This is a genomic window from Luteimonas sp. BLCC-B24 (assembly GCF_028550595.1).
Lineage (GTDB): Bacteria > Pseudomonadota > Gammaproteobacteria > Xanthomonadales > Xanthomonadaceae > Luteimonas.
The window spans coordinates 21,256-47,207 of sequence record NZ_JAQQGN010000011.1; the positions used below are offsets into that span (position 1 = coordinate 21,256).

A 25,952-nucleotide genomic window follows, 5' to 3' on the forward strand; every position below is an offset into this window, starting at 1 on the left:
GTCCAGTCAGGGGGTACGGCGCCATGCTCAATCACGTCATGGTCGGCAGCAACGACATCGCACGGTCGAAAGCGTTCTACGACGCCGTGCTCGCAGTGCTGGGCGCCGGCGCGCCGATCGAGAACCAGGCCGCCTCCGGCCACCGGCGCCTGTTCTACCGCCACGCCGGCAGCACGTTCTGCGTGAGCGAGCCCATCGACGATGCGCCGGCGACGCCGGGCAATGGCCACACCTTCGGCTTCAAATGTGCATCGCCCGAGCAGGTGCAGCAGTTCCACGACACGGCGGTGGCCGCAGGCGGGGTGTCGATCGAGCAGCCGCCCGGTCTGCGCGAGAGCCCGATGGGCGCCGTGCATCTGGCGTACGTGCGTGATCCCGACGGCAACAAGCTCTGCGCGATCCATCGGCCGGGCTGAGCGCATGCCGCGCATGGGTCCGCCGGTTCCACGTGCCGAATCGATCCGGCCCCGCGCGCATCGGACGGCCGGAACCGGCGACCGCTTGCACGAGGGCAGGAGATGAGCGCATCGCAAGCGGCCTTGCGGTGGCGCGGCGTGCTCGGCCTGGTCGTCTGGGCCTGGTGCATCGCCGCGTTGGCGGCGCAGCCACGCACACCGCCCCTGACCGGCCTGCAGTTGCACCCGGCGCCGGAACGCAGCGCCATTTTTCCGGCCTGGCGAAGCGACGGGCCGCTGCCGCCGGCCTGGACGGTCGCGCTGGAGCCCGGGTTCGTCATCGACGGCGCCACCCTGCACGTGGCTCCGGCGCAGCCGGGCGGCGCGTGGCGCGTGCAGGTGCAGTTCGAGACCAGCCTGAGCCTCACGGCCGGTGGCCCGCATCTGGACCTGACCGAGTGGAAACACTGCGTCTCCGACTGGGTGGCCGCCGACCCGGTGGACGACTTGACCTTCGTGCTGCCGGCCCCGTCGCCGGACATGCAGGGCTGCTTTCCCGACTACACGCCCGCAGAGCTCGATGCCGCGGTACGCGCGCATCTGCGCGACGATCCCGATGCGGCGGTGCGCTGGCTCGACGGACACCGGGGGCCGCCGGACGCCGCCGAGGTGTCTCCGATCGTCGACATCAGCGCGATCCGCGTGCGCGTGGCGCAGCGCCAGGCCGGGCGCTGGGTGCAGGTCGCAGAGGTGACGTTCCAGACGCCGCTGGGCTGTTGACGGCAGTGCCGGGCGACCGGCCCGTCGGCATCAGCTGCGCCGCGCGGCGTCGTGGACCCGTGCAGGCCGGGCGCGCCCATCTCCGGCCGTGCCTGCCCGCCGCGTCGCCTGCACCCCATTCTGCTCGCGCACTGCGTGGCGCGCGGCCCGGGTGCACGCCATCGTGACGCGGGCATGGCCAGCATGCCGCGCATGAAGAGCAAGACCGACATCGACGCCGCCCTGGCCGCGCTCGAGCGCCGCTTGCAGGCGCTGTGCAGCGAACTTCCCGCCGAACGCGTCCTCGAGGCGTTCACCGACGAAACCCGACGCCTCACCCGCGACGTGCCGCCCGAGCACGAGGCCTATGTCGAAGACCGCGTGCATCGTCTGCTGGCCGATGCCGGGCTGATCGCGGACGATTCCCCGACCGGCTAGTCCACCCGCCACCAGGCGGCCTTGGCCGCCACTGCGGACTCAGAAGTCGGTCTGCCCGGGAAGCAGGGCGCGCAGCTCGGCGTCGGTGAGATTGCGCCATTGCCCGGGTTTCAGGTGCGCGAGCTTGACCGGCCCGATGCGCACCCGGATCAACTGCTTCACGCGCAGTTTGAAATGCGCCGCCATCAGCCGGATCTGCCGGTTGAGGCCCTGCACGAGAATGATCCGGAAGCCGAACTTGCCCAGCGGGCTGGTGCGGCAGGGCAGGGTGGTCTGGCCGTGCACCGGCACGCCGCGTGCCATGCCGCGCAGCACCTCCTGGCTGACGGGGTGGTTCACCGTCACCAGATATTCCTTCTCCAGCTTGTTTTCCGCGCGCAGGATCGCGTTGACGATGTCGCCGTTGCTGGTGAGCAGGATCAGGCCTTCGGAATCCTTGTCCAGACGGCCGATCGGAAAGATGCGTTCGCGGTGGTCGACGAAGTCGACGATGTTGCCCTTCACCGACGTCTCGGTGGTGCAGGTGATACCCACGGGCTTGTGCAGCGCGATGTAGACATGCCGGCGCTTGCCGGGCGCCGCGGTACGCATCTGCAGCGCCTGGCCGTCGATCATGACGGTGTCGCCGTCACCCACTTCGGCGCCGACGCGGGCGCGGATGCCGTTGACCGTGACCCGGCCCTCGGCGATGAGGCGGTCGGCTTCGCGCCGCGAGCAGGTGCCGGTGTCGCTGATGTGCTTGTTCAGGCGCATGGGCGCAAGCGTCGGGGGAAGCGTGGAAGGCGCGCAGTCTGGCAGATCGCCTTCGCGCCGGTCACGCCGGAGGCCGGTCGACGCCGACTCAGGCCGGTGCGTCGATCACCGCGTCCAGCCGGTCGGACGCCACCATGTAACCGCTGTCCTCGACCGCGTCGCGCACGCCCAGCAACTCGATGCCGAGCGCGTCCAGGTCGGCGGCTTCGGCTTCGCCGACGATCTCGATGCAGCGCGCGTTGAACCACGTCCAGAACTGGCGGTAGGTCCGGCCCTGCCAGTGTTCGTGACGGATGCCCTGGTAGAGCTCGCTCACGGCCATCGTGGTGCGGTCGCGCATCGTGTCGGTCTCGCGGAATCGTGCGGAAGGCGAAGTGTGGGGCACGCAGGCCTGCCACGCCTGTGCGGACGTCGGCGCCCGCAGACAGCAGAAACCCCGGACGTCGCCGCCCGGGGTTCTGTGGATATCGCGAGGCGATGCCGAACGAAGTCGGACTTACTCGGCCTGGACTTCCTCGGCCTGCAGGCCCTTCTGGCCCTGCGCGACGACGAACGAAACCTTCTGGCCTTCCTGCAGCGACTTGAAGCCGCTGCCCTGGATCGAACGGAAGTGGACGAACAGGTCGTCGCCGCTCTGCGGGGTGATGAAGCCGAAGCCCTTGGCGTCGTTGAACCACTTGACGGTGCCGGTCTGACGATTGCTCATGGTGTTACTCCTTGGATCAGTTGAAGAGACACGGCCCGCGGAATGCGGTGCCGGACTGTATCGAGCAAGGGGTAACGCGAAGCGATGGAGCGGATCGTCTGGAAAGGCCGGATTCGACCCTGGAACCTGTGATCAACCGCATCGGAGCCACGATGTACCGTGATCCCGCTTTGCAACAGTGCGACCACCATACCCGAATTCCGCATCCACTACCCGGGAAATCCGCGTGCGCGGCATTGCACGGGGGAATTCCGCGCGATCTGCGCGTGTTGCGTTCAGGTCGGCACGCAGCGACGCGGCATGCACGGATGCTTGACCGGTGCACGCGCAGGCTGGCGTGCCGTGCCCGACCAGGAGATCGCAATGAGCGTGCCGCAGACACCGGACAGCTTGCGCAAATCGCAGCAGGACAAGACCCCGCCGCCTCGCGACGCATCCGAACGCCCCGGAAGGCTGTCGAATCCCGAGCAGGGCGATCGCGCGCAGGAGCGACAGGGCGGGCACCGCCGCGGTTGATGGCAGGGCGCCAAGGGGCCGTGGATGGTCCTGCCGGAGCAGGCGCTGTCCGGTGCCCCGCGCCTGCGCGGCCGTCCGGCTGGAATGCCGGCCCGTCAGGGCGGGTCGTTGCCCGAGTCCCGGGGCCGCGCACGATGCAGGGCGGCGAGGATCATGCGCCTGCGCGCGGCGCAGCAGGGGCGCCGTAACGGCGCGGGGCCGTGTAGCCTGCCGGCGTGCCCGCCTGCGCGGCGCAAACGGAGACTGGCCATGCGCATGTCGATGTGTCTCGCCCTGTTCCTGGCAACAGCGCCGCTCGCGGCCGTGGACGTCACCCTGGATGGCGACTGGAACGTGGACCTGTCCGCGCGTCCGGATACGCCGTACATCCGGCCGATGACGCTGGCGCTGCATGCCGACGGCTCGGTCAGCGGACGCTTCTACGACAGCGAGATCGAAGCGGGACGCTGGACACGCGATCGGGGGCGCCTGTGTGCGAGCTTCCGCACGTCGGATGGCGTCGGGCCCTATCACACGGCCGTGTGTGCGAACGGCGCCGACGCCACCGGCCAGACCTGGGCCGAGCATCGCAACGTCCTGTTCAACTGGAAGGCGACGCGCGCGCGCCGCGCGCCCTGAAGCCAGGCGGTGCCGGTACGTCGCCCGCGCCTACAGCGCACTGTTGCGCTGCGGGCAGCAGCGGACGCAGCGGCTGTGGTCGTGTCGCCCGGCGCGGGTGCGCCGCCGGGATCCGGTCCGGACCCCGACGGGTGCTGCGTCAGCGGGTCAGGATGTCGACGATGAGGCCGGTGGCCGCCGCCACCAGCAGGTACTGGTCGTCCTGCTGCCGCACCCAGCGATGTCCCGGCGGTGGCGCCGCCAGCTGATAGCGGCCGTAGTCGCTGATCCAGTAGCCGTCGAGCTCGGACACCGGCAGGCGGTCGCCTTTGCGCCAGGCCTGCTTCTGCCAGCCCGGCGGCGCAGCGTGGGCGCGATGCGGGCCGCCTGCATGGGCCGGCGGCCCCTTGCCGCGTGCGTGCGGCGGCGGATCGGCGAGTGCCGTCGTGCTCACCATGGCCAGGCCGAGGACGGCGCCGAGCAGTGCGATCGGTGTCTTGCGATGCGAGGTGCCTGTGGACATGGGCGCTCCCTTGAAACGAGGTCGGGGCACCCTAGCGCCGTCGCGGTGAAGACGTCTTGTAGAGCGCGGGGCCGCGCGGAAGGTGCCGATCTGTGCCGTGCGCCACGCGGGCCTCCGTACCGCCGCCGGGTACGCACGCGGGTGCGGCTTGTTACAGTCGGTGACCGTTCACGATGGAGCCGACGATGGCCTCGACCCGGGTTCGTGTGCTGACTGCCGGCGTGCTCGCTGCGGTCTGTGCGCCGGCGGCCGCAGGCAGCGCGGGCGATGCCGACGACTGGTGGCGCGCGCTGCAGGCCTTGTGCGGCAACGCCTACGCGGGAACGCTGGTCCGCGCGCCCGAGGGCGATGACACGTTCCGCGACAGACGTGTGGTCATGCATGTGCGCGACTGCAGCGAGACGCGCGTGCGGATTCCGCTGGTCGTCGGTGACGATCGCTCGCGCACCTGGGTGTTCACCCGCACGCCGGCCGGCATCGAGCTCAAGCATGATCACCGGCAGGCCGACGGCACGCCTGACGCGGTCACGCTGTATGGCGGCATCACCAGCAATGCGGGCAGTGCCGACACGCAGATGTTTCCAGCCGACGCGCAGACGCGCGCGGTGATCCCGGGCAGCGGCCTGCGCAGTGCGTGGCTGGTCGAGATCCACGCGGGCACGCGCTTCGTCTATGCCGCCAACCGGGTGGGCACCGACCGCGGCTTCCAGGTCGATTTCGACCTCACACGACCGGTCGCGGCGCCCGAAGCGCCCTGGGGCTGGACCGACTGAGCCGGCGTGCGGGCGCGGCCTGCATGCCGGAACCGACCGATCACCACGGAGGCGCATCGATGCACCCGTCCGCTGCCAAGCTGCCACCGCATATCGAGGCCCGGCGTGTCGAATCGCTGCACGCCTACGGCATTCTCGACACGCCGGTCGAGGCGGTCTTCGAGGACATCACCCGCATCGCGTCGGCGGTGTGCCAGACGCCGATCGCGGTGATCACCCTGGTGGACGCCGAGCGCCAGTGGTTCAAATCCGAGGTCGGCCTCGGGGTGCGCGAGACGCCGCTCGAGACCTCGATCTGTGCGCACGCGATCCTCGAGCACGACGTCCTCGAAGTGCCCGACACCACGCGCGACGCGCGCTTCGCCTCCAACCCGCTGGTGACCGGGGATCCGCGGCTGCGCTTCTACGCCGGCGCGCTGCTGAAGACGCCGGACGGCCTGCCACTGGGCACGGTCTGCGTGCTCGACACGCGTCCGCGCAGCCTCACGTCCGGGCAGATCGACACCCTGCGCGCCTTGTCGCGCCAGGTGATGGCCCAGCTCGAACTGCGCCGGCTGCTGGCCGAGGCCCACGCCGTCAGCGAGCATCGCGCGCGGGTGCTGGCCAGTGCCGGCCACGATCTGAAGACGCCGCTGCGCGCCGCGTTGTACGCGATCAGGCGAACGCGGGTGGGCGCGAGCGACGCACAGCGGCAGACGCTCGACAGCGCCGAGCAGGAACTGACCGCCATCGACCAGACGTTCGGCGAGCTGATCGCCTCGGCGACCGGGCGCGGCGGGTTCGTGCCGCCCGCCCTGCAGGCGATCGACGTGGTGCCGGTGGTCGAACAGGTCGCGGCAGCGTGGGCGCGTGCGGCAGCGCGCAAACCGGTCGCATTCGAGCTGCGCATCGAGTCGGCGTGCCGGGCGCGCACGCATGCGGGCCTGCTCGACACGCTGCTCGGTAATCTGGTGTCGAACGCCTTCAAGTACACGCCGGCCGGCGGGCGCGTCGAACTGGTCTGCCGCCAGGTGCACGGCCTGGCCTGCATCGACGTCGTCGACACCGGCATCGGCATGGACCCAGCGCGCGTGGAGGGTTACTTCAAGGCGTTCCAGCAGGGCGATGCGCGTTCCGAGGGACTCGGCATCGGGCTGTGGATCGTGCGCCAGACCGCGGAGGCGCTGGCGGCCGATCTGGATGTCGCCTCGGCGCTGGGCGAGGGCACGCGAATCACGCTCCGTCTGCCGTCCGCCTGATCGTCTCGCGCGCACCCGTCCGGCGGTGCGGGCGGGTCCAGTGTGCGAACAGACCGCCGCCGAGCGCGCTTCCGGCCGCGATCGCCAGCAGCCCGACGAGCCCGCGGGTCGCGTCGATCAGCACCGGCATCGGCGCGACCGCGTCGGTGAGGCGGATCGCCGCGACCAGACCGACCCCGGCCGCCAGCGCGTACAGCGGCGTGCGCAGCCGCGGCCGGCGCCGCCCCAGCCACGCCGCGACGGGAAGCGCGGGCAGCCAGGCCGCGGCCACGAGGCCGAGCTGCACCGGCCCGTAGCCCACCAGATCCTGCAGCGAGGTCGTCCAGCGGACCCGCACCGGCACGTCGACGAAGGGCGCGAGCGCCTGCAGGTTGAACTGGGTCTGCACCAGTGCCCCCCAGGCGGCGGCGATCAGCAGGGCCGCCGCGAGGGTGACGAGCCGGCGCGTCCAGGACGGGCGGCGATCGGTCATACGAAGGGTTCGGGCATCATCATGCGGACGATGATGCCGCAGCCGCGGCGCCCATGTGGAGTGAACGTGCCGGTATCCAATGTGCCGTTTCCGTCGGGCCGGGTGGCCCATCTGCGTGCCCGCGTGTCGGCTGCCGTGCTCGGCCTGCTGTGCGTTGCCGGCGCGGGCGCGGCGGACTACCGCATCGACACCGTCGCCGAAGGCCTCGAGCACCCCTGGGCGCTCGCCTTCCTGCCCGACGGGCGGATGCTGGTGACCGAGCGGCCGGGGCGGCTGCGCGTGATCGAGCGACGGGCCGACGGCGGCTTCGCGTTGCGTGCCGCGCCGCTGGCCGGCGTGCCGCCGGTCTTCGCCAGCGGGCAGGCGGGCCTGTTCGACGTGCTGGTGGATCCGGCCTTCGCGCAGACGGGGCGCCTCTATCTGTCGTTCGCCCACGGCACGGCGCGCGCCAACCATCTGCGCGTCGTGCACGCGCGCCTGGGGCGCGGCGGCCTGGAGGCGGTGACCCCGATCCTGACCACGCAACCGGCGAAGACCCACGCCCAGCATTTCGGTGGTCGCATGGCCTGGCACGCCGACGGCACGCTGGTGGTCGGCGTGGGCGACGGCAACCTGGAGCGCACCGATGCGCTGCGCCTGCACACCCATCTGGGCAAGCACCTGCGTATCGACCGCGATGGCGGCATACCGGCCGACAATCCCTTCGTCGCCCGTGCCGGTGCGCGGCCCGAGATCCTCAGCATCGGCCATCGCAATCCGCAAGGGCTGGTGCGCGTGGGCGATGCGCTCTATGCGCACGAGCACGGCGCGAAGGGCGGCGACGAGCTCAACCGCCTCGAGGCGGGCGCGAATTACGGCTGGCCGATCACCACCGACGGCGTCGACTACACCGGGGCACGGGTCACGCCGTACACGCGCTGGCCCGGCGTCACGCCGCCGCTGACGCACTGGACGCCGTCGATCGCGCCGGCCGGCATGGCCTGGTATGACGGCGCGCTGTTTCCCGCCTGGCGCGGCAGCCTGTTCGTCGCCGCGCTGGTCGAACGCAGCGTGCGCCGGGTGCCGATGACGGGCGGCACGCCGGGGCCGCAGGAGGTGCTGTTCACCGAACTCGGCGAGCGCATCCGCGACGTGCGCAGCGGCCCGGAGGGTGCGCTGTATCTGCTCACCGACAGCGCGCAGGGGCGCGTGTTGCGCGTGGTGCCTGCGTCCGCCGACTGACACGCACACCACGACCGCCGCCCACGCTGCGCCATGCGCGCAGCGTGCCGGCAGGTGCTTCCACCGGCGCGACCCACTTCACCCTGCCGTGCGTGCGGGTTGGCGAAAGTCCGCGCATGACGAATGCGCCCCGTCTCTATCTGGTCCACGTCGAGATCGACGGCGCGCTCGATGCGTCGCTCGCTCCCGACAGCGTGCAGCTGGCGCCCGGCCTGCATCTGGTCGAAACCCACGCCACACGTTCCCAGCTCTATCACCGGATCAAGCGCCGGCATGCCCCGGATCGCCTGCTGGTGGCAGCGCTGACGGAACCGCCGAAGTTCATGGGCATGGCGCCGGGCACGTTGCGCTGGCTGCGTGCGCGCCGTGATTAGGGCCTGGCCGCGCCCTTACGCCGGTGGCTCGACGGCGGCGCCGGGCATGCGGTCGCGTTGCCCGCGCTTGCCCGCCTGATCGCCATGCGATCATCGATCGCGTCCTGATGGAGCCCGTCCATGCGTATCACTTCGTATGTCCTCGCGTTGCTGTGCAGCGCGGCCGTGACCGCGCCGGTGCGGGCCGCCCCGGACAGTCCTGTCGGCGTCGGCCCTGCGCAGGTGCGCGTGGTGCAGGACGCGGGCGTCTGGCAGTTGACGGTGGACGGCGCGCCGTTCCGTGTACGCGGCGCGGGCCTCTCGGGCGGCGACATCGACGCGCTGGCGCAGCGCGGTGGCAATGCCTTCCGCACCTGGAGCACCGGGCTCGATCGCGCGCGGGTCACGGCGATGCTCGACCGCGCGCATCGCAATGGCCTGCGCGTCGCGATGGGCCTGGAGGTGGGCAAGGAGCGTCACGGGTTCGACTACGACGATGCGGACGCGGTCGCCGCGCAGCTGGCGCGCATTCGCGAGGAAGTCACGGCCTACCGCGCGCATCCGGCCGTGCTGATGTGGCTGGTCGGCAACGAGCTCAACCTCGAGGCGCGCAACCCCAAGGTGTGGGACGCCGTGAACGCGATCGCCGAGGCGATTCACGCGATCGATCCCGATCATCCGGTGATGACGCCGCTGGCAGGCTTCGATGCTGCGCTGATCGCGGAACTGAAGGCCCGTGCGCCGGCGCTGGATCTGATCGGCGTGCAGCTCTACGGCGACATCGAGGGCGTGCAGACGCGGCTGCGCGATGCGGGCTGGACCGGCGCCTACATCGTGACCGAATGGGGCCCGACCGGCCATTGGGAAAGCCCGGAAACCGCGTGGGGCGCGCCGATCGAGGACGACGCCACGCGGAAGGCGGCCTTGCTGGCCGAGCGCTACGCCCGTGACATCGACAGCGATCGCACCCAGGGCCTCGGCTCGTTCGTGTTCCTGTGGGGTCAGAAGCAGGAGCGCACGCCGACCTGGTACGGCCTGTTCCTGGCCAGCGGAGAGTCGACACCCGGCGTCGATACGATGCAGCGGCTGTGGACGGGCGCCTGGCCGGCGAATCGCGCGCCCGCCATCACGCCGCTGCGCATCGACGGGCGCACGGCGCTCGACAGCGTGACGCTGGCGCCGGGGACGGAGCACACCGCGACGGTGGACGCACACGATGCCGATGGCGACACGCTGACCTATCGCTGGGTGGTGCGCGAGGAAAGCACGGCCACCACGATCGGCGGGGATCCCGAGTCGCTGCCGGCCGCGGTGGAACTGCGTATCGCAGACGCCGGCACCACCGGCACGCTGCGCTTCACCGCGCCGGCGGCGCCGGGGCACTACCGGCTCTTCGTCGAAGTGCACGACGGCCAGGGGCATGCGGCCTACGCCAATCTCCCGTTCCGCGTGGCCGGAGCGGCGCAGGACTGAGCACGGGACAGGCACGTGCGCGCACGGCGCCGGGAGTCTCCGCCCGTACTCCGAACATCGGCCTGGCAGTGGGGGCCCGTGATCCGCACACCAAAACGCCGCGCGGTCTTGCGGCCGCGCGGCGTTTCGGGTGGCATCGGGCCGCGTCGAGCGTGGCCTCAGGCGACGGCGCGACTCAGATCGGCCACGCGGTAGCCGGCGCCGGTGATCGTATGCAGCAGCTGCACGTCCTGGTCGCGGTCGATGGCCTTGCGCAGGTTGTACAGATGGCTGCGCAGCGTGTCGGAGTCGGGCAGGCTGAGGCCCCAGATCTCCTGCTCGATCTCGCGGCGGGTGACCACGCGCGGCGCCTCGCGCATCAGGATCGTCAGGATCTTCATCGCGATCGGCGCCAGATTGAGTTCCTTGTCGCCGCGACGCACGCGCAGCGACACCGGGTCCAGCCACAGGTCGCCGACTTCGAGCACCGCAGCGCCGACCTCGCGGCGATCGCGGCGGATCAGGGCGCGGATGCGCGCCTCGAGTTCCTTGATGTCGAAGGGCTTGGTGAGATAGTCGTCGGCACCCGCTTCCAGGCCCTCGATCTTCTCTTCCAGGGAATCGCGCGCGGTCAGCATCAGGATCGGCGTCGAATTCCGCCCGTCGGCGCGCAGTCGGCGGCAGACCTCGAGGCCGCCGAGGCGCGGCAGCATGAGATCCAGCACGATCACGTCGAAGGGATTCTCCGACGCGAGGTTGTAGGCATCGATGCCGTCGGCTGCATAGTCGACCTCGAAGCCGCGGCTTTCGAGGAACTCACCGACCGGCTCGGAAATATTGCGGTTGTCCTCGACGAGCAGGACCAGACCACCCGGGCTGTGATGCGCCATTTCCAACCACTCCGACTGCAGATTAAGGTTCGCGAAATTCGCATCACGCCGGTGCAGGCGCGGTGAAAGCGTACGGGCGGCCTCTGCAACTTCCGCAGGCGCCGCCTGCGCCGGCCCGGGCCGCCTGGATCGGGACGCGACGGTATCCTGCGCCGCCCGACTTGGTCTGGCTCGATGGGTACGCGCGCCATCCTCCATCTGATCCTGCACGCCGCGGTGCCGGCGCTCATCGCCTGGGTGTTCTTCCGCGAGCGCTTCCTGCGTGCATGGGCACTGATGCTGCTGGGCTGGATCATCGACATCGACCATCTGCTGGCCGACCCGGTCTATGCCCCGGGGCGCTGCAGCATCGGCTTCCATCCCCTGCACACGGCGCCGGCCATCGCGGTCTACACGGCGTTGCTGCTGCCCCGGCGCACCCGTCTGTTCGGCATCGGGCTGCTGGTGCACATCGCACTGGATGCGATCGACTGCGTGTGGATGCACTACGCCGGTTGAATCCGTGGCGGCCAGGCCAGCGGCGATTCAACCGCCGGCTGCTAGCGTGGGGGTCCGCCGAGTCCGGTCCGGAGCTGTCCGATGCGTCGAGTGCACCTGGTGTGGATGTCCCTGCTGCTGCCGGTAGGCGTGTGGGCGCAGGACCGCGACGTGGATCTGAGTCCGCCGACACCCGCGATGTTCACCGGGCCCGGTGCCTTCGGCGACGGCGAATACACCGGCCCGAGGACCGCACGCCCACCGGCGCGCGCGCTGCGCACCGTCCGCGGTGGTGCGGGCGGGTGCCCGACGGCGCCCGACGGGAGCGCGCGCGCCGTGACCGGCAGCGTGACCGCCGGCATCGGGCATTCATCGCGTAGCGGCACCAGCCACTACAACGCAGCCGATCTCAACCTGTGCACGGAGCGCGTCACCGCCAGCGGTGATGTGGGCACCACGAATCTGCATCTGAGCGTCGGTCGCTTCGACGTGCCGGGCGCTTACTGGCCGGGCGGCCTGTATGGTGGTCCGGGCGTGTATGGCCCCGGAGCGTACGGACGCGGGTATGGATGGGGCGCGCCGTTCGGCGCCGGAGTGGCCCCGGTGCGTCACGAGTCCTGGACCGAAGGTCGACGTCCCTGGCGCTGAGTGCGCCGTTCAGCCCCGCGCCGCGACACGCACGCGCTGCGCCCGTAACCCGCGTCCGCATTGCACTGCGCTCACATGCGCCTGCCTAGAGTTTTCCGGTGCCTTTCCGGTACCAACGCAGGCAAGTGGAGAACGTGTATGACGATGAAGATTCCGCAGGGTGCACTGGTGGTCGTGGCCAATGGCGGCGCGGCCCGCGTGTTCAGCAACGTCGGTGACGAGCGGTCGCTGAGCCTGAAACAGGAAGCCCTGCTGGAGGGCATGAATCTCGACGACGACGGCCCCGCGGGCGCGATGCCGGCCGAATCGAGCGCCTCGCAGCTCGACGAAGCGACGTTCGCCAAGCAGTTGGCGCAGGGCCTCAACGAGGGCGCGTTGAAGAACCGCTACGCGCATCTGGTGCTGATCGCCGATCCTCAGACGCTCGGCCGGGTACGTCCGCTGCTGCACAAGGAGACCACGCAGCGGCTGCTGGGCGATCTGGCCAAGGATTTCACCAACGCACCGCTCGAGACCATCGAGCGCGCGCTGTCCTGACATGACACGCGTCGACCCCTATTCGAAGCAGGCCCCGGATCGCGTCGAGGTCGACGCGATGCCGGGTATCGTCGCGCTCGAGTTCGGCACCGACTGGTGCGGGTTTTGCCAGGCCGCACAGGCCGTTCTGCAGCCGGCGCTGGCGGCGCGCGCGGACGTGCGGCATCTGCGTATCGAGGACGGCCCGGGCCGCCCGCTCGGGCGCAGTTTCAAGGTGAAGCTGTGGCCGACGCTGGTGGTACTGCGCGACGGCGTGGAAGTCTCGCGTCGGGTGCGACCCGGTTCACGCGAGGAGGTGGAGGCCGCGCTCGAGGCCGCGGGGCCGGGCATGCCCTAGCGGCGCGAGGCGCGCCCGGCCCCGGTCTTCGTGGCCTGCGTTTGCACCTTGTGCATGCGCCGCGCGCGCCGCGGGGACGCCCTCTTCATCGCACCCGGTAGACCATGCACGCGCACGGTCCGCGTGCAGCCGTCCCGGATGTCCCATGTCCCCCCTGTGTTTCACGCTTCGCCATAACGCCGCGACCTTCGACTGGGAACTCGTCGAAGACAACGGAACCCGCGCCTCGGTGCACTATCTGACCCGCAGCGCCGCATTCGCCGATGTCGCCGCCGATGCCCAGGTGCGTCGATGCGGCGCCACGATCCGCATCCACGGTGCGGACGGAGGCTACGAAGCCGAGCGCCGCTTCGCCGCCTGATGGGCGCGCGCTGACCGGCGTTCCGCGCGGTGCGCTGCCGGTTCATTACAGGGTGCCGATTGCAGCGCGTTGCGGCGCGTATCGCGCTCGCTGGCCACCCGCGATATCGGGAATGTCCCGCCGCGCGTGCGGTCCCGTCCGGCCCGGCGCGCGTCGCCGCGGAACAGTTCCGCGCGCGCCGGAGCCGACAGCGTCAGGCGCCGACGTGCTGCGCAACCCATCCGGCGTAGCGCTTCAGCCACGTGTCGATGAATGCCGTGCTGTCGTCGCGCAGCGCGCCGGCATCGTCGAACACCGCATCCGCCTTGAGGAACATCTCGGGCTGACCGAGCGTCGGCATGTCGAGGTAGGCCAGGATGGTCCGCAGGTGCTGCTGCGCCGCAGCCGTGCCGATGGCGCCGACCGACACGCCCGCTACGCCCGCCGGCTTCCCGGCCCAGACACTTTCGCCGTAGGGCCTGGACGCATGGTCGAGCGCGTTCTTCAGCACGCCGGAGATCGAGCGGTTGTATTCCGGCGTCACGAACAGCACGCCGTCGGCCTGTTCGATCTCGCGCTTGAAACGCACCACGTTGGGGTGCGGCGACGCGTCGTCGTCCTGGTTGTAGAGCGGCAGGTCGCCGATCTCCACGGAGTGCAGCGACAGTGTTTCGGGTGCGCGCTCGGCGAGTGCATCCGCGAGTTTGCGGTTGAACGAATCTTTGCGAAGGCTGCCGACGATGACGGCGATGCGACGGGTGGTCATGGGGTACCTCGAGGCGGCTGCGGGACGTGTCAGGGGGTTTGCGGGGGATCCTGTGGCCGCGTGGGCGACGGGGGATCGCGCTGCGGCTGCGGGTCGCGCTCCGGATCACCGGGCGTGGGCACCGGTGGATCCACCGGCTGGTCGGGTACCGGGTCGTGCATGGGGTGCGGGATCGAACCCGGGATGTCGTCGTTGGGCGTGGGCGGCTGCATGGGGGTCTGCATGGCGCGGTCTCTACCGGTGCGGGGCACCACCTTGTGCGATGCCACCGCAGCCGGCCGTGAAGCCGGTCGCGCGGTGGCGCGACGCAGACGCTTCACGCCGCAGGCGCGATGCTGCGGCATGACCCCGCGCTCCATCAGCCGCCAGGACGCCGCGCATGCGTAGGTTCGTGCAGGCCTTCGCCGCGGGCATGTGGCCGCCGGGTCTGCCGCCGGGCCTGGCGACCGCGCTCGAGGCCGCGCCCGCCCGCTACAACATCGCCACCCGCAAGCCGGCGGCCGTCATCCTCGATCGGGACAGCGCACTGGCGGTGGAAGAGTTCGACTGGGGGCTCGTGCCGGCCTGGTCGGCGCTGCCGGAGACCAAGTACACCACCGTGACCGCGCGTCTCGCGCGCGCCGCGCGCAGCCGGATCTTCAAGCGGCCCTGGGAGAACACCCGCTGCGTGGTGCCGATGAACGGGTACTACAAATGGGACCGCTCGGGCGAAACACCGCAGCCGTACTTCATCCAGAGCCAGGACGGGACTGCCCTGTTCGCGGCCGGCCTCTGGGAACACTGGAGCCGGGACACGCCCGAGCTGTATTCGTTCGCCGTGCTCACCCATCCCAACCCCGCGATTCCGGCGCCGCTGGTGGCCGACGGTCCGGTCTTCATGCCGGCGGGGGCGATCGCCGACTGGATTGCCGGGCCGCGCCGCGCGCAGGCGTTTCTGGAGGCGATGCCGCAGCCTGCGCTCGAGGCCTATCCGGTCTCGCGTCGGATCCGCAGCCCCGACGTCGATACCTACACCCTGCTCGAGCCGGTCGATCTCGCGCCCGGCCACGACGACGACGGCGACTGGCTCGCACACGCGTTCGACGACATCGACGAGGACTCTTGACGTGGCCTCCCGCGGGCGCGCGTACCGTGTACCCGGATGCGGCGCCTGCGCTGCGATCGCCGGAGCCCGCCATGAATCCCCACCGTCTGCCGATGTGTCTGCTCGCCGCGCTGGCGTCGTGCGCGATGGCGGGCGGGGCGTCCGCGCAATCGCCGCTGAGTGACGTGCAGACACGCTACATGGGCGCACACGTCCTGCAACGCCAGGTCGAGGTGTTCAGGCGTTACTGCGCCGCCGACGCCGACGCCAGCCGGCAACTGGAAACCGGCATCGCCACGTTCCGTGCGGGAAACCCGGAGTTCGAGCGCGCGCTGGATGCAGCGCCGACGGATGCGGCCTTCCTGGACGGCGTCGCCGCCTTCGATGCCCGCTTCGTCGAAATGGCGGACGCGATGCACGCCTATCTCGCGCTGCAGCCGCCGCAGGCCCGCTGTCCGGAACTGGCCGACAACCTCGGCCGGATGCGCTTTTCGGCGATGATCGACGAGGCGTCCCACAGTGCCGCCGCGGCGGTGACCGCACTGGCGCCCTGAGCCCGCGCGTGCAGGCGCCGAGCCGACGATTTCAGAACGGATCGCCGGTGACCGGGTCGCGCACCGGATCGGGCAGGGCGCGCATGCGTGCGCGCGTCCCGGCATCCGGTGCATCGCGCTGCAGGTCCCAGCGCTGCCCCTCGGGATAGGCCCCCACCACCTGGAAGGCCGCATCGGCCTCGACGCAACAGTGACCCGTGCCGACCGGCAGCAGCAGCGCGTCGCCGGCGAAGAGCTCGACGAGGGTCGCGTCCGGTCCGCCGAGCATCAGACGGGCGTGGCCGGCGGCGACGCCCAGCACTTCATGGGCCGTCGAGTGGTAGTGGTGATAGTCGTACACGCCGCCGCGCCAGTCGGGGGGCCAGCCGTGGGCGGCGAACCGCTGCTCGAACCCGCGCGCGTCCAGTGGCACCGTGCCGGCCCGGTAGATCCGCACCGGCAGCCGCGGGTTGTTCGGTACCCAGCCGTTGCCGGCCAGGATGAGCGTCTCGATGTGCATCTGCGGCCTCCGTCGCCGGATGCTGCGATGCGCGGTGTCGAATACGTGTCGTCGCGAGCGCGTTTCCGCCGTCAATCCGTCGGCGCGATCTGCAGGGGCAGGTCGGCCGGCCAGCGTGCGCGGCCTTCGAGTGCCGGCAGTTCCACCAGCACCGCCGCGCCCAGCACGTGGGCGCCCTGTGCACGGGCCAGCGCGAGGGCCGCGGCCAGCGTGCCGCCGGTGGCCAGCACGTCGTCGACCAGCACCACGGACGCGCCGGGCGGCACGGCGTCGGCGTGGACCTCCAGACGATCGCGGCCGTATTCCAGCGCGTAGTCGTGCCGCAGCGTACGCGCGGGCAGCTTGCCAGGTTTGCGCACCGGCACGAACCCGGTGCCCAGGGCCTGGGCGAGCGCGGCGGCGAAGATGAAACCGCGTGATTCGATGCCGAGAAACGCCGTCGGTGGCGCGTCGCGCCACGGGGCGGCCATCGCCTCGATCGCGGCGGCGAACGCGCGCGGATCGGCCAGCACCGGCGTGATGTCCTTGAAGACGATGCCGGGCCTGGGGAAATCGGGGATCTCGCGGATCAGGGTCGACCAGTGCGCCATCGGCGGGTCTCGAGCGGGGCGCCCGATGATGGCGGCACGGGCGCGGCGACACAAACCTCGCCCCGACCGGCGTATTCGCACAGCAGCGATGCCCGCCGGGCGTCGGCCATCGACTCCCCGCCATGCCGTTCCCTCGCTGCTGTCCGTGGTGGTTCGCCGCCGTCCTCGTCCTCACCACCGGCCCGGCGCACGCGCGCACGGTCTGGCGCTGCGTGGTGGACGGCACCGTCAGCCTGTCCACCGCGCCCGAGCCGGGCGCCACCTGCACGCCGCGCGAGGTGCCCGACGACGCGGTGCAGACGCCCAATCTCTGGGGCGAGATGGGCGTCTTCAGCGGCGTGCTCTACGAGCGCGAACAGGGCGGTCGCCTGGTCTACGGCACGCGCCGGCTGCCCGGCGCACGCGAGTATCTGCGCTTCACCGTGCAGACGCCTCCCGGCGAGCCCGCGCATGCGGGGCTCGGGCGCGTGGAAGCGCCGCGCCTGGACGCCTGGCCGGCACTGTTCCGGGAGGCCGCGAAGACCCATGGCCTCGACGAGGCCTGGCTGCGTGCGATCGCCCATGCCGAGAGCGGCTTCGAGGCCACAGCCGTGTCGCCCAAGGGCGCTCGCGGCGTGATGCAGCTGATGCCCGATGTGATCGCCGACTACGCGGTGCGCGATCCCGATTCGCCCGCGCAGTCGATCCGCGCGGGCGCGCGGCATCTGCGCCGGCTGCTGCGCCGGTACAACGGCGACCGGACCCGCGCGCTGGCCGCCTACAACGCCGGGGCCGGCACCGTGGACCGCTACGACGGCGTGCCGCCGTACGCGGAGACCCGCGCCTACATCGACAAGGTCCAGGCCCTGTACCTGCGCTATCGCGAGGCGATGGGGCGTCCGGTCGAGCGCCCGGCGATCTGAGGCCCGACACGCAGAAGGTCGCGGTTCGCACCGCGGCCTTCCGTCGTACAGCACGGGTGCGACAGGCTCAGCCCTCGCGCGGCGCCAGCCGGATCAGGCGGCCGTCCGCACCGTCCTCGATCACCCACAGCGCGCCGTCCGGCCCCTGGGTCACGCCGCGGATGCGCGCGCCCATCGCGAAGCGCTCGGCCTCACGCGCCGTGTCACCGTCGAGTTCGATGCGCACCAGGGTCTGGCCCGACAGTCCACCGGCGAAGGCGTTGCCGGTCCACTCCGGGAACAGCGTGCCCGAGTACACCATCAGGCTGGACGGCGAGATCACCGGCGTCCAGGTGATCAGCGGCTTGATGAATTCAGGACGCGTGTCGTGGTCGGGAATCGGGCGGCCGTCGTAGTGGTCGCCATTGGAGACGATCGGATAGCCGTAGTTGCCGCCGCGCTCGATCAGGTTGAACTCGTCGCCGCCGGCCGGGCCCATTTCGATTTCCCAGAGCCGGCCGTCGCCGTCGAAGGCGATGCCCAACGGATTACGCAGGCCGAGCGCCCAGACCTGGGCGGCGACCTCGCCCTGGTCGGCGAACGGGTTGTCCGCCGGCACGCTGCCATCGTCGTTGAGACGCACCAGCTTGCCCATGTTCGAGGTCATGTCCTGGGCCGGATCGAACTTCTGGCGGTCGCCCGACGAGATCCACAGCATGCCGTCCGGGCCGAACGCGATGCGGTGTGCGTAGTGGCCGTTGCCGCTGACCTTCGGCACCTGGCGCCAGATCACCTCGACGTCCTGCAGCGCGCCGGCATCGGCGTCCAGGCGCGCGCGGGCGACCGCCGCGCCGCGACCGCCGTCGCCGTCCTCGGCATAGCTGAAATAGACGAGGCCGTTCTGCGTGAACTGCGGATGCGGCACCACGTCGCCGAGACCGCCCTGGCCGGCATACGCGACTTCGGGCACACCTGAAATCTCGCGTGCTTCGCCGCCCGGCAGGGTCACGTGCTTGAGCACGCCCGACTTCTCGGTGACGAGCAGGCTACCGTCGGGCAGGAAGGCCAGCGCCCAGGGCTCGTTGAAGGTGGCGACCGCGGTGCTGGCGAACGGCACACCTTCGATCGCATCACCGGCGGCGGCGGTGGGGGCGGACGCGGTCTGGGCCTGCGTCGGGGCATCGGATGCGGCGCCGTTGGACGCATTGCCGTCACAGGCCGACAGCCAGAGCATCGAGGACGCGAGTGCGGTGAGGGTGAGTGGACGCAGGTGCATGGGCATCTCCAGTGCGCAACTAGGGGAAACCCCGAGTGTCGCACAGGGCGTCTGAGCGTCCTGCCGAGGCGCCGGACGGCCGGATTCGTGAGAATTGCGTTTCCGTTCAGCGACCAACACACGTGTCAGCGGTCGTCCCCCGGCTGCCGCCCGGTGCGCCCGATCCCGTCACCGCGGGATTCGCGGCGCCGTGCTCACGTCGCGGACACGAATCGCATAACCGTCCGCGCGCGGCCAGTGGTTAAGCACGTGTAAGCGCCCGCGATGCCGGCCCCCGGAACGTTCATCCGCAAATCGGCAAGGTGGCTTCCGTGCGGTATCCGAGACGAGGATGAACCACCTCCCGCGCGTCCAACATTCCCACTGGAGAACACCATCATGAAGAATGTCCGCAAGCCGATGATCGCCGCGATTGCCCTGGGCTTCGCCATGGCGACGCCGATGGCCTTCGCGCAGGAAGCGACTGCCCAGCAGACGCCGCCGACCACCACGACCCAGGACTATGCGCATGACGCCACGGCCGAAGCGCCGCAGGCCCAGCAGGGCCAGGTGACCTGGGCCGATCTCGACACCGACGGTGACGGCCGCCTGAGCCAGGCCGAAGCGTCCGGCCTCGAGGGGCTCGGCCAGGTGTTCACCGACGTGGACGCCGATGGCGACGGCTTCATCACCCCCGAGGAATACCGCGACTACGTGAACCGTCAGGCGGCCGGTGCCGGCGCTGCCGACGAGTAAGTCCCACGCCGCGATGCGTCCGCCCGTCGCATGACGGACGGCTCCGGGCGACCCGCTTCGGCGGGTCGCTTTTTCTTTGCCTGGCACTGCCTGTTCGCGCGATGCCTGCGTAGCTGCCGCCCAGGCCGCGACGCGTAGACTGCGCGGATGACGCAGGGCATCCAGCTGGTCGGCTTCGACGCCGACGACACTCTCTGGCGCAGCCAGGACTACTTCGACGAGGCGCAACGCGCGTTCGAGGGCATCGTCGGCCACTACGTGGACCTGGGCGACGGCCGCGTCGCCGATGCGCTGTACGCGGTGGAATCGGCCAACATCGCCGTGTTCGGCTACGGCGTGAAAGGCATGGCACTGTCGATGATCGAGTCGGCCACCCAGATCACCGACGGCCGGATCAGCGCCCGTGACCTGCACCGCATCGTCGACATGGCCAAGGCCTTGCTGCGCCATCCCGTCGAGTTGTTGCCCGGCATCCGCACCGCGGTCGAAGCCATCGCCGCGCGCTTCGAGGTGGTGCTGATCACCAAGGGCGATCTGTTCCACCAGGAAGCGAAGGTCCGCGATTCCGGGCTGTCCGACCTGTTCCGGCGTATCGAGATCGTCAGCGAAAAGGACGCGCCGACCTACGCGCGCGTGCTGGGCGAATTCGACGCCGAGCCCAGCCAGTTCCTGATGATCGGCAATTCGCTGCGCTCCGACATCGCGCCCGTGCTGGCGCTCGGCGGCTGGGGCGTGCACATGCCGTACCGGACGACCTGGGCGCACGAGACGGATGTCTCGATCACCTCCGGCCTCGAGCGCATGTGCGAAGTGGCCGCGCCCGAGGCATTGCCGGCGGCCGTGCTGGACCTGGCGATGCGCGCGATCGCGCGTTGAGTCGCTGCGCTCCATTCGCGTAACCGGTTGCAGCGCATGGAAAGCGTTTCCAGTTTGAACGCCGTATGGATGCGGGTTCGACATGAACGCCTCAGGCCGGAAAATTGCGCATCGATTCATCCGCGCTCGCCGATGGTGAGGGTCACGGGCCACTACCGCGGTGGCCGCCCTGCACGATGGAGACCCCGATGACCACCTCGCGCCTGACCCGCTGGATCCTGCCCGCCGTCCTCGCGACCGGCTTTGCTGCCGCTGCCGTGGTGCCTGCACCGGCCCGCGCGAACGACGATCTCGTGCGCGTGATCGTCGATGTGGCCGACGTGGTGCTGCGCGGCAATACGCCGTACTACCGCCACGGCGGCTACGGCCAGCACGACCGCCTGCTGGTCTCGTACGACCGCTACGGCCGGCCGGTCTATTACCGCCACGTGCCGCGTCACCATCACGGCTACCGGCCCGGTCCGCCGCCGCACGCGCGTGCCCACGGACGCCGTGACCACCGGTATTCGCAGACCCGTTGCGACAGCCGCGGTCGCTGCACCGTGCAGTACTACGACCCCCGCCAGGACCGTCGCGGCCGCCGCTGAGCCGCTTGCCCGGCGGCGTGCCGGGTCCTCCATCGAACGCGCCGCCGCCCACCGGGCCGCGGCGCGTTTTCTGTTAGCGTTGGGCCATGGCCGATCTGCTCCCGTTCCTGCCTTCCGCGACGCGCCGGCATCGCCCGTGCGCGTGGCTTTTGGTCGCGACGGTCATCGGGGCGATGGCACTTCCGGCCGTCGCCAGCGACACCACCACCTGCGAACTGACGTTCCAGGCCAGCGACTGGTCGGCCCACTACCGCGCCGCGCGCGGGGCCGGCGTCGTGCGCTGCGCGGACGGCCGCACGCTCCCGGTGCGGGTCAGCGTCAAGGACGGGGACCGGGCGCTGCGGATCGATGCGGGCGCGGCCAGTTTCAGTGGTGTGCGCGATCCGCGCGACGTCGTCGGCGCCTATGCGGCGGACGGACGCGATAGCGGGGCGCACCGTTCGATGCGCAAGGGTGGCGTGCAACTGAGGGTGACGGCCACAGGCGACTGGTGGCAGCAGGGCGGTCGTCCCGAGAGCCTGGTGATCGCGACGCGCTGAACGCGTTCAGTCCGCGCGATGGCGGGTATCGTCATTGACGGGCAGGCTGCGCAGCGTGTTCTCCGCGTCCTGGCCCACCCGGGTCGCCAGTTGGTCGAGTGCGATCCAGTAGCCCGCCAGCAGGAGGGCCACGACCGCAGCGGCGATGCTCCAGCGCAACGTCCGTCCGCGGCGTGCGGGGGACGAAGAAAGATGGCTGGCCATGTGCTGTCCTCGGTGTCGGCGTTGGGCTATGGTCGGTCGTCGTATGTCGCGGCGCCGTCGTCGCGGCGGCCGGACGATGCTTCGAGACCTTTCCATGCCGTTGAGCAACACCGTCGTGCTGTCCCTGCTGATCGCCCTCCCGATGACGACCGCTGCGCAGACACCGCAGGCCGCGGACGACGCGGTCGAGGTGGCGGCCGAACCGGCGCCCTGGGCGCCGCGCAGTGGCGATGCCTGGCTCGATACCTGGCTGACGGATCTCAATCTGTACGCCGAGCGCTACGGCGATGCCTTCATCGACGAGCTGGTGCGCTATCGCGGTGCGCCGCGCGCGCTGGTCGAGCAGCTGATGGCCGACCCGGTCCGTCAGCCGGCCGACGTCTACGTGGCTTGCGCACTGGCGCAGGCACTCGGGCGCACATGCCGCGAAGTGGCGGCGGCGTGGCGCCGGGATCCGGACCAGGGCTGGGCGGTACTGGCCGAGACGCTTGATGCCGAGCGGCACGGCGAGGCGATGATGCGGGTCAAGCGCGGTCTGGTCGAAAGCTACGACCGCTGGGCGCGGCCGATCCGCCTGGATGCGGCCTTGCGCCGCGCGTTTCCGGATCGCGAAGACTGAATGTTCCGGGCGCCGCGGCGGCGACGCCCGGAGGCCGCCTCAGCCGATCGCCAGCGTCTTGTTCTTGCGTTCGGCGAGCCGCTTTTCGAGGTAGTGGATGTTCTGTCCGCCGGCCGCGAAGCCCTGGTCGCGCATGATCCGCTGCTGCAGCGGGATATTGGTCTTGATGCCGTCGACGACCATCTCCGACAGCGCCACGCGCATGCGGCAGATCGCCTGGTCGCGGTCGGCGCCGTGCACGATCAGCTTGCCGATCATCGAATCGTAGTTCGGCGGCACCGCATAGCCTTCGTAGACGTGCGTGTCGACGCGCACGCCCGGGCCGCCCGGCGCGTGGAAATGGCGGATGGTGCCGGGCGAGGGCATGAAGGTGTCCGGGTCCTCGGCGTTGATGCGGCACTCGATCGCGTGGCCGGTCAGCACGACGTCTTCCTGCTTGATCGACAGCTTGTGGCCCGAGGCGATCATCAGCTGCTCACGCACCAGGTCGATGCCGGTCACCAGCTCGGTCACCGGATGCTCCACCTGGATGCGGGTGTTCATCTCGATGAAGTAGAAGCGACCGTTTTCGTAGAGGAACTCGAACGTGCCCGCGCCGCGGTAGCCGATGCGCAGGCACGCGTCCACGCAGACCTTGCCGATCTCCGCGCGCGCCTCGGGCGTGATGCCCGGTGCCGGCGCTTCCTCGACGACCTTCTGGTGGCGCCGCTGCATCGAGCAGTCGCGCTCGCCCAGATGGATCGCGCCGCCCTGGCCGTCGGCCAGCACCTGGATTTCCACGTGGCGCGGGTTCTCGAGGAATTTCTCCATGTAGACCATGTCGTTGCCGAACGCGGCCTTGGCTTCCTGCTTGGTCGTGGCGATCGCGTTGACCAGCGCGGCCTCGGTGTGGACCACGCGCATGCCGCGTCCACCACCGCCGCCGGCTGCCTTGACGATGACCGGATAGCCGATCTCGCGCGCGATCTTGACGTTGGTCGCCGCGTCGTCGCCGAGCGGACCGCCGGAGCCGGGCACGCAGGGCACGCCGGCCTCCTTCATCGCGCGGATCGCCTCGACCTTGTCGCCCATCAGGCGGATGGTCTCGGCCTTCGGACCGATGAAGATGAAGCCGGACTGCTCGACGCGCTCGGCGAAATCCGCGTTCTCGCTGAGGAAGCCGTAGCCGGGGTGAATGGCCTGGGCGTCGGTGACCTCGGCCGCGGCGATGATCGCGGGCATGTCGAGATAGCTCTGGGCCGAGGGCGGCGGGCCGATGCAGACCGACTCGTCGGCCATGGCCACGTGCTTGAGGTTGCGGTCGACGGTGGAATGCACCGCGACCGTACGGATGCCGAGGGTGTGACACGCGCGCAGGATGCGCAGCGCGATCTCGCCCCGGTTGGCGATGACGACTTTTTCAAGCATGGGATTGGGGATTCGGGATTGGGGATTCGGGAAATGCATCCGGCTCGCGGATGCGGCGTTCGTGCGTGCGGATCAAGGCATTGAGGCGAGCGAACGTGCGATCGAGCAGTTCCATGTCGATGACCGGAGCCGTGCCGAAGCCGAGGCGTTGCGCAATCGCCAGCTGCGTCGACAACTCGGCGAGCGAGCCGCGTGCGATAGACAGGTGCCGGAGACACTCGGACGTCGATCGGCGCGCGGCGCCTTCGGCGATGTTCGATGGCACGCTGATGGCGGCACGGCGCAATTGCGCGGTCAGGCCGAAGCGTTCGTCGACCGGGAACGAGGACGTGGCGCGATACACCGCTTCGACCAGTTGCATGGCGTCCTGCCATACATCCAGTCGTTCGTGCGGTCTCGAAGTCGCGAAGGTGTCGGTCAAATCCCGAATCCCCGATCCCTAATTCCGTCGTGATCGGCCTTCAGCCGATCACGAACAGCGGCTGATCGAACTCCACCGGCTGGCCGCTTTCGACCAGGATCGCGACCACCGTGCCCGAGGTTTCGGCCTCGATCGGGTTGAACATCTTCATCGCCTCGATGATGCCCAGCGTCTCGCCGGCCTTGACCGACTGGCCGACCGCCACGAACGGCGGCTTGTCCGGCGCGGGCGAGGCGTAGAAGGTGCCGACCATCGGCGACTTGGCCACCTGGCCCGGCGGCAGGTCGTCGCCCTTGGGGGCACCGCCGGTGGCGGCCTCGACCGGCGAGCTCATCGGCATCACCGGTTCGGGGACGCGCTGGGTCACCGGCGCCGGCGCGGGCGCATAGGCCAGCGGTGCGCCGCCGGCGCCCGAGGTCCGCGACAGGCGCACGGATTCCTCGCCTTCCTTGATTTCGATCTCGGTGAGATTGGACTCCTCGAGCAGATCGATGAGCTTCTTGATTTTGCGGAGATCCATGCGGGCCTCGTGGTTGTCGGCGGAATGGCGGGCGGGCTTACAGGGCGCGGAGCTGCTGCAGCTGCCCGATGCGAAGGCGGGTGTGGTCGATCAGGCACGTCAGGCGGGCGTCGTTGCGGCCGCTGCCGTCGATCGCGAGTGCGTAGGCGGCGTCGCAATCGCGGGTGCGGACCCGCCGCCAGGCGGTCTGGGCATCGTCGAGGGCGGCGCGGGCCGCGGCGCAGTCGCCGACGCAATCGGTCGTGTCGGCCAGCGCGGCGGCGGTGTCGGCCTGCAGCCGGTCGAGCGCGGCGTCGAGGCGCGCGTACTCGGCGGCCATGCACAGGGCGGCGTCGCTGGTCGAGGTCGGCGCCGCGCAATCGGCGGCGGTCAGCGTGTCGGCTCGCGCCGAGAGCGGCCACGCCGCCGCGGCGCAGGCCAGCAGCGCGACGCATGCAGGGCCATGACGCATCACGCGGCCGGCTCCAGCCGGCGCAGCGCGGCATCGAGGGCGTAACGATAGCTGTCGGCGCCGAAGCCGGCGACCACGCCGAGTGCGAGATCGCTCAGATAGCTGGTATGGCGGAACGGCTCGCGACGGTGCGGATTGGACAGGTGGATCTCGATGAACGGGACCGCCACGGCGGCCAGCGCATCACGGATGGCCACCGAGGTATGGGTGAACGCGGCCGGATTGATCAGGATCAGCGCGGTGCCGTCCTCGCGCGCGGCCTGGATCCGATCGACCAGGACGTGCTCGGCATTGGACTGCAGGCTGGTGAGCGTATGGCCGGCGCCCGCCGCCTGTGCCTGCAGCATCGCGTCGATCTCGGCGAGGCGGGTATGGCCGTAGACCTCCGGCTCGCGTGTGCCGAGCAGGTTGAGGTTGGGGCCATGCAGGACGAGGAGGGACGCCATCGCGCACCGGTCGCGGGAAGTGCGCGAAGTCTGCGGGATGTCACCATTGCTGTCCAGTTCGCAGACGTTCGA

At 70.4% G+C, this 25,952-nt stretch carries 40 protein-coding genes; 23 read left to right on the plus strand and 17 right to left on the minus strand.

Annotation, left to right across the window (positions count from 1 at the left end; all coding sequences use genetic code 11):
- Positions 1 to 23: 23 nt before the first annotated feature.
- From PQS31_RS16175 to PQS31_RS16185, 3 genes are all read left to right on the plus strand, one after another.
- On the plus strand, positions 24 to 416 hold the full coding sequence (locus PQS31_RS16175) for a VOC family protein (RefSeq protein WP_272763866.1): 393 nt from the start codon (positions 24 to 26) through the stop codon (positions 414 to 416).
- Between the two features lie 102 nt (positions 417 to 518).
- Positions 519 to 1,175: a hypothetical protein gene (locus PQS31_RS16180; protein ID WP_272763867.1), complete on the plus strand. Its 657-nt coding sequence runs from the start codon at positions 519 to 521 to the stop codon at positions 1,173 to 1,175.
- Between the two features lie 192 nt (positions 1,176 to 1,367).
- Positions 1,368 to 1,592 (plus strand): hypothetical protein, encoded by a 225-nt coding sequence (locus PQS31_RS16185; protein ID WP_272763868.1) that lies wholly within the window; start codon positions 1,368 to 1,370, stop codon positions 1,590 to 1,592.
- 39 nt (positions 1,593 to 1,631) lie between these two features.
- On the opposite strand, the gene PQS31_RS16190 is transcribed toward PQS31_RS16185, so the two are convergent.
- The 3 genes from PQS31_RS16190 to PQS31_RS16200 all read right to left on the minus strand — a co-directional run bounded on the left by PQS31_RS16190 (position 1,632) and on the right by PQS31_RS16200 (position 3,051).
- Positions 1,632 to 2,345 carry a pseudouridine synthase gene (locus tag PQS31_RS16190; protein ID WP_272763869.1) on the minus strand — a complete coding sequence of 238 codons (714 nt, stop codon included), beginning with the start codon at positions 2,343 to 2,345 and terminating at the stop codon, positions 1,632 to 1,634.
- Positions 2,346 to 2,433: 88 nt separating this feature from the next.
- Positions 2,434 to 2,685, minus strand: coding sequence for a hypothetical protein (locus PQS31_RS16195; protein WP_272763870.1), 252 nt, complete (start codon positions 2,683 to 2,685; stop codon positions 2,434 to 2,436).
- 156 nt (positions 2,686 to 2,841) lie between these two features.
- Positions 2,842 to 3,051 carry a cold-shock protein gene (locus PQS31_RS16200; RefSeq protein WP_096297164.1) on the minus strand — a complete coding sequence of 70 codons (210 nt, stop codon included), beginning with the start codon at positions 3,049 to 3,051 and terminating at the stop codon, positions 2,842 to 2,844.
- Between the two features lie 363 nt (positions 3,052 to 3,414).
- On the opposite strand from PQS31_RS16200, the gene PQS31_RS16205 reads away from it, so the two are divergent.
- Complete coding sequence (locus PQS31_RS16205) at positions 3,415 to 3,567, plus strand: hypothetical protein (protein ID WP_272763872.1); 153 nt, start codon at positions 3,415 to 3,417, stop codon at positions 3,565 to 3,567.
- Positions 3,568 to 3,816: 249 nt separating this feature from the next.
- Positions 3,817 to 4,185, plus strand: a complete 369-nt coding sequence (locus PQS31_RS16210; protein ID WP_272763873.1) for a hypothetical protein — start codon at positions 3,817 to 3,819, stop codon at positions 4,183 to 4,185.
- 139 nt (positions 4,186 to 4,324) lie between these two features.
- Here PQS31_RS16210 and PQS31_RS16215 read toward each other — a convergent pair whose 3' ends face one another.
- A complete protein-coding gene (locus tag PQS31_RS16215; protein WP_272763876.1) occupies positions 4,325 to 4,687 on the minus strand; it encodes an RcnB family protein in 363 nt (120 codons plus the stop codon).
- 185 nt (positions 4,688 to 4,872) lie between these two features.
- Between PQS31_RS16215 and PQS31_RS16220 the strand changes: the two genes are divergently transcribed.
- Together PQS31_RS16220 and PQS31_RS16225 are read left to right on the plus strand one after the other, a co-directional pair.
- The gene (locus PQS31_RS16220; protein WP_272763877.1) at positions 4,873 to 5,460 is read left to right on the plus strand and encodes a hypothetical protein; all 588 of its coding nucleotides are present in this window, start codon (positions 4,873 to 4,875) and stop codon (positions 5,458 to 5,460) included.
- A 59-nt stretch (positions 5,461 to 5,519) separates the two neighbouring features.
- Positions 5,520 to 6,698 (plus strand): GAF domain-containing sensor histidine kinase, encoded by a 1,179-nt coding sequence (locus PQS31_RS16225; protein WP_272763878.1) that lies wholly within the window; start codon positions 5,520 to 5,522, stop codon positions 6,696 to 6,698.
- Here the strand turns inward: PQS31_RS16225 and PQS31_RS16230 are convergent.
- Positions 6,673 to 7,170, minus strand: a complete 498-nt coding sequence (locus tag PQS31_RS16230; protein WP_272763880.1) for a hypothetical protein — start codon at positions 7,168 to 7,170, stop codon at positions 6,673 to 6,675. The genes PQS31_RS16225 and PQS31_RS16230 overlap by 26 nt on opposite strands.
- A gap of 66 nt (positions 7,171 to 7,236) precedes the next feature.
- On the opposite strand from PQS31_RS16230, the gene PQS31_RS16235 reads away from it, so the two are divergent.
- From PQS31_RS16235 to PQS31_RS16245, 3 genes are all read left to right on the plus strand, one after another.
- A complete protein-coding gene (locus tag PQS31_RS16235) occupies positions 7,237 to 8,391 on the plus strand; it encodes a PQQ-dependent sugar dehydrogenase (RefSeq protein WP_272763882.1) in 1,155 nt (384 codons plus the stop codon).
- A 116-nt stretch (positions 8,392 to 8,507) separates the two neighbouring features.
- Complete coding sequence (locus PQS31_RS16240) at positions 8,508 to 8,765, plus strand: hypothetical protein (protein WP_272763883.1); 258 nt, start codon at positions 8,508 to 8,510, stop codon at positions 8,763 to 8,765.
- Between the two features lie 120 nt (positions 8,766 to 8,885).
- Positions 8,886 to 10,217 carry a glycoside hydrolase family 2 TIM barrel-domain containing protein gene (locus PQS31_RS16245; protein ID WP_272763885.1) on the plus strand — a complete coding sequence of 444 codons (1,332 nt, stop codon included), beginning with the start codon at positions 8,886 to 8,888 and terminating at the stop codon, positions 10,215 to 10,217.
- Between the two features lie 158 nt (positions 10,218 to 10,375).
- On the opposite strand, the gene PQS31_RS16250 is transcribed toward PQS31_RS16245, so the two are convergent.
- Complete coding sequence (locus PQS31_RS16250; RefSeq protein ID WP_096210212.1) at positions 10,376 to 11,086, minus strand: response regulator transcription factor; 711 nt, start codon at positions 11,084 to 11,086, stop codon at positions 10,376 to 10,378.
- A 174-nt stretch (positions 11,087 to 11,260) separates the two neighbouring features.
- Here PQS31_RS16250 and PQS31_RS16255 point away from each other — a divergent pair, with 174 nt between their 5' ends.
- The 5 genes from PQS31_RS16255 (at position 11,261) to PQS31_RS16275 (ending at position 13,446) form a co-directional block, all read left to right on the plus strand.
- Positions 11,261 to 11,584 (plus strand): DUF6122 family protein, encoded by a 324-nt coding sequence (locus PQS31_RS16255; protein WP_272763886.1) that lies wholly within the window; start codon positions 11,261 to 11,263, stop codon positions 11,582 to 11,584.
- Positions 11,585 to 11,665: 81 nt separating this feature from the next.
- Positions 11,666 to 12,211, plus strand: coding sequence for a hypothetical protein (locus tag PQS31_RS16260; protein WP_272763887.1), 546 nt, complete (start codon positions 11,666 to 11,668; stop codon positions 12,209 to 12,211).
- A 138-nt stretch (positions 12,212 to 12,349) separates the two neighbouring features.
- Complete coding sequence (locus tag PQS31_RS16265; RefSeq protein ID WP_272763888.1) at positions 12,350 to 12,748, plus strand: host attachment family protein; 399 nt, start codon at positions 12,350 to 12,352, stop codon at positions 12,746 to 12,748.
- Position 12,749: 1 nt separating this feature from the next.
- Positions 12,750 to 13,085 carry a thioredoxin family protein gene (locus PQS31_RS16270; protein WP_272763889.1) on the plus strand — a complete coding sequence of 112 codons (336 nt, stop codon included), beginning with the start codon at positions 12,750 to 12,752 and terminating at the stop codon, positions 13,083 to 13,085.
- A 145-nt stretch (positions 13,086 to 13,230) separates the two neighbouring features.
- On the plus strand, positions 13,231 to 13,446 hold the full coding sequence (locus tag PQS31_RS16275; protein ID WP_272763890.1) for a DUF2188 domain-containing protein: 216 nt from the start codon (positions 13,231 to 13,233) through the stop codon (positions 13,444 to 13,446).
- A gap of 193 nt (positions 13,447 to 13,639) precedes the next feature.
- On the opposite strand, the gene PQS31_RS16280 is transcribed toward PQS31_RS16275, so the two are convergent.
- A complete protein-coding gene (locus tag PQS31_RS16280; RefSeq protein WP_272763891.1) occupies positions 13,640 to 14,191 on the minus strand; it encodes an NAD(P)H-dependent oxidoreductase in 552 nt (183 codons plus the stop codon).
- A gap of 29 nt (positions 14,192 to 14,220) precedes the next feature.
- Complete coding sequence (locus PQS31_RS16285) at positions 14,221 to 14,415, minus strand: hypothetical protein (protein WP_272763892.1); 195 nt, start codon at positions 14,413 to 14,415, stop codon at positions 14,221 to 14,223.
- 155 nt (positions 14,416 to 14,570) lie between these two features.
- Between PQS31_RS16285 and PQS31_RS16290 the strand changes: the two genes are divergently transcribed.
- Together PQS31_RS16290 and PQS31_RS16295 are read left to right on the plus strand one after the other, a co-directional pair.
- Positions 14,571 to 15,296 (plus strand): SOS response-associated peptidase family protein, encoded by a 726-nt coding sequence (locus PQS31_RS16290; protein ID WP_272763893.1) that lies wholly within the window; start codon positions 14,571 to 14,573, stop codon positions 15,294 to 15,296.
- 71 nt (positions 15,297 to 15,367) lie between these two features.
- Complete coding sequence (locus tag PQS31_RS16295; protein WP_272763894.1) at positions 15,368 to 15,829, plus strand: hypothetical protein; 462 nt, start codon at positions 15,368 to 15,370, stop codon at positions 15,827 to 15,829.
- A 31-nt stretch (positions 15,830 to 15,860) separates the two neighbouring features.
- On the opposite strand, the gene PQS31_RS16300 is transcribed toward PQS31_RS16295, so the two are convergent.
- Both PQS31_RS16300 and PQS31_RS16305 read right to left on the minus strand, forming a co-directional pair.
- Entirely contained in the window at positions 15,861 to 16,328 is a 468-nt protein-coding gene (locus PQS31_RS16300) for a cupin (protein ID WP_272763896.1), read from the minus strand.
- 71 nt (positions 16,329 to 16,399) lie between these two features.
- Positions 16,400 to 16,918 carry an adenine phosphoribosyltransferase gene (locus PQS31_RS16305; protein WP_272763897.1) on the minus strand — a complete coding sequence of 173 codons (519 nt, stop codon included), beginning with the start codon at positions 16,916 to 16,918 and terminating at the stop codon, positions 16,400 to 16,402.
- Positions 16,919 to 17,040: 122 nt separating this feature from the next.
- On the opposite strand from PQS31_RS16305, the gene PQS31_RS16310 reads away from it, so the two are divergent.
- The gene (locus PQS31_RS16310; RefSeq protein ID WP_272763899.1) at positions 17,041 to 17,820 is read left to right on the plus strand and encodes a lytic transglycosylase domain-containing protein; all 780 of its coding nucleotides are present in this window, start codon (positions 17,041 to 17,043) and stop codon (positions 17,818 to 17,820) included.
- A 67-nt stretch (positions 17,821 to 17,887) separates the two neighbouring features.
- Here PQS31_RS16310 and PQS31_RS16315 read toward each other — a convergent pair whose 3' ends face one another.
- Complete coding sequence (locus tag PQS31_RS16315; protein ID WP_272763900.1) at positions 17,888 to 19,075, minus strand: PQQ-dependent sugar dehydrogenase; 1,188 nt, start codon at positions 19,073 to 19,075, stop codon at positions 17,888 to 17,890.
- Between the two features lie 378 nt (positions 19,076 to 19,453).
- Here PQS31_RS16315 and PQS31_RS16320 point away from each other — a divergent pair, with 378 nt between their 5' ends.
- The 4 genes from PQS31_RS16320 (at position 19,454) to PQS31_RS16335 (ending at position 21,812) form a co-directional block, all read left to right on the plus strand.
- Positions 19,454 to 19,810, plus strand: a complete 357-nt coding sequence (locus tag PQS31_RS16320) for an EF-hand domain-containing protein (RefSeq protein WP_272763901.1) — start codon at positions 19,454 to 19,456, stop codon at positions 19,808 to 19,810.
- 147 nt (positions 19,811 to 19,957) lie between these two features.
- A complete protein-coding gene (locus tag PQS31_RS16325) occupies positions 19,958 to 20,686 on the plus strand; it encodes an HAD family hydrolase (protein ID WP_272763903.1) in 729 nt (242 codons plus the stop codon).
- A gap of 188 nt (positions 20,687 to 20,874) precedes the next feature.
- Positions 20,875 to 21,273 carry a hypothetical protein gene (locus tag PQS31_RS16330; RefSeq protein WP_272763904.1) on the plus strand — a complete coding sequence of 133 codons (399 nt, stop codon included), beginning with the start codon at positions 20,875 to 20,877 and terminating at the stop codon, positions 21,271 to 21,273.
- Between the two features lie 86 nt (positions 21,274 to 21,359).
- Positions 21,360 to 21,812, plus strand: coding sequence for a hypothetical protein (locus PQS31_RS16335; protein WP_272763905.1), 453 nt, complete (start codon positions 21,360 to 21,362; stop codon positions 21,810 to 21,812).
- 6 nt (positions 21,813 to 21,818) lie between these two features.
- On the opposite strand, the gene PQS31_RS16340 is transcribed toward PQS31_RS16335, so the two are convergent.
- Positions 21,819 to 22,016: a hypothetical protein gene (locus tag PQS31_RS16340; protein ID WP_272763906.1), complete on the minus strand. Its 198-nt coding sequence runs from the start codon at positions 22,014 to 22,016 to the stop codon at positions 21,819 to 21,821.
- 94 nt (positions 22,017 to 22,110) lie between these two features.
- Between PQS31_RS16340 and PQS31_RS16345 the strand changes: the two genes are divergently transcribed.
- On the plus strand, positions 22,111 to 22,635 hold the full coding sequence (locus PQS31_RS16345; protein WP_272763907.1) for a hypothetical protein: 525 nt from the start codon (positions 22,111 to 22,113) through the stop codon (positions 22,633 to 22,635).
- A 39-nt stretch (positions 22,636 to 22,674) separates the two neighbouring features.
- On the opposite strand, the gene accC is transcribed toward PQS31_RS16345, so the two are convergent.
- Genes accC through aroQ form a run of 5 tightly spaced genes read right to left on the minus strand, consistent with a single transcriptional unit; the run spans position 22,675 to position 25,880 of the window.
- Positions 22,675 to 24,042 (minus strand): acetyl-CoA carboxylase biotin carboxylase subunit, encoded by a 1,368-nt coding sequence (gene accC, locus PQS31_RS16350; RefSeq protein WP_272763908.1) that lies wholly within the window; start codon positions 24,040 to 24,042, stop codon positions 22,675 to 22,677.
- Complete coding sequence (locus tag PQS31_RS16355; protein WP_272763909.1) at positions 24,035 to 24,463, minus strand: four helix bundle protein; 429 nt, start codon at positions 24,461 to 24,463, stop codon at positions 24,035 to 24,037. The genes accC and PQS31_RS16355 overlap by 8 nt, the downstream gene beginning before the upstream one ends.
- 40 nt (positions 24,464 to 24,503) lie before the next feature.
- Positions 24,504 to 24,983 (minus strand): acetyl-CoA carboxylase biotin carboxyl carrier protein, encoded by a 480-nt coding sequence (gene accB / locus PQS31_RS16360; RefSeq protein WP_272763910.1) that lies wholly within the window; start codon positions 24,981 to 24,983, stop codon positions 24,504 to 24,506.
- A gap of 37 nt (positions 24,984 to 25,020) precedes the next feature.
- Entirely contained in the window at positions 25,021 to 25,434 is a 414-nt protein-coding gene (locus PQS31_RS16365) for a lysozyme inhibitor LprI family protein (RefSeq protein WP_272763911.1), read from the minus strand.
- Complete coding sequence (gene aroQ, locus PQS31_RS16370; protein ID WP_272763913.1) at positions 25,434 to 25,880, minus strand: type II 3-dehydroquinate dehydratase; 447 nt, start codon at positions 25,878 to 25,880, stop codon at positions 25,434 to 25,436. Before aroQ ends, PQS31_RS16365 begins: the two co-directional genes overlap by 1 nt.
- Positions 25,881 to 25,952 lie beyond the last annotated feature (72 nt).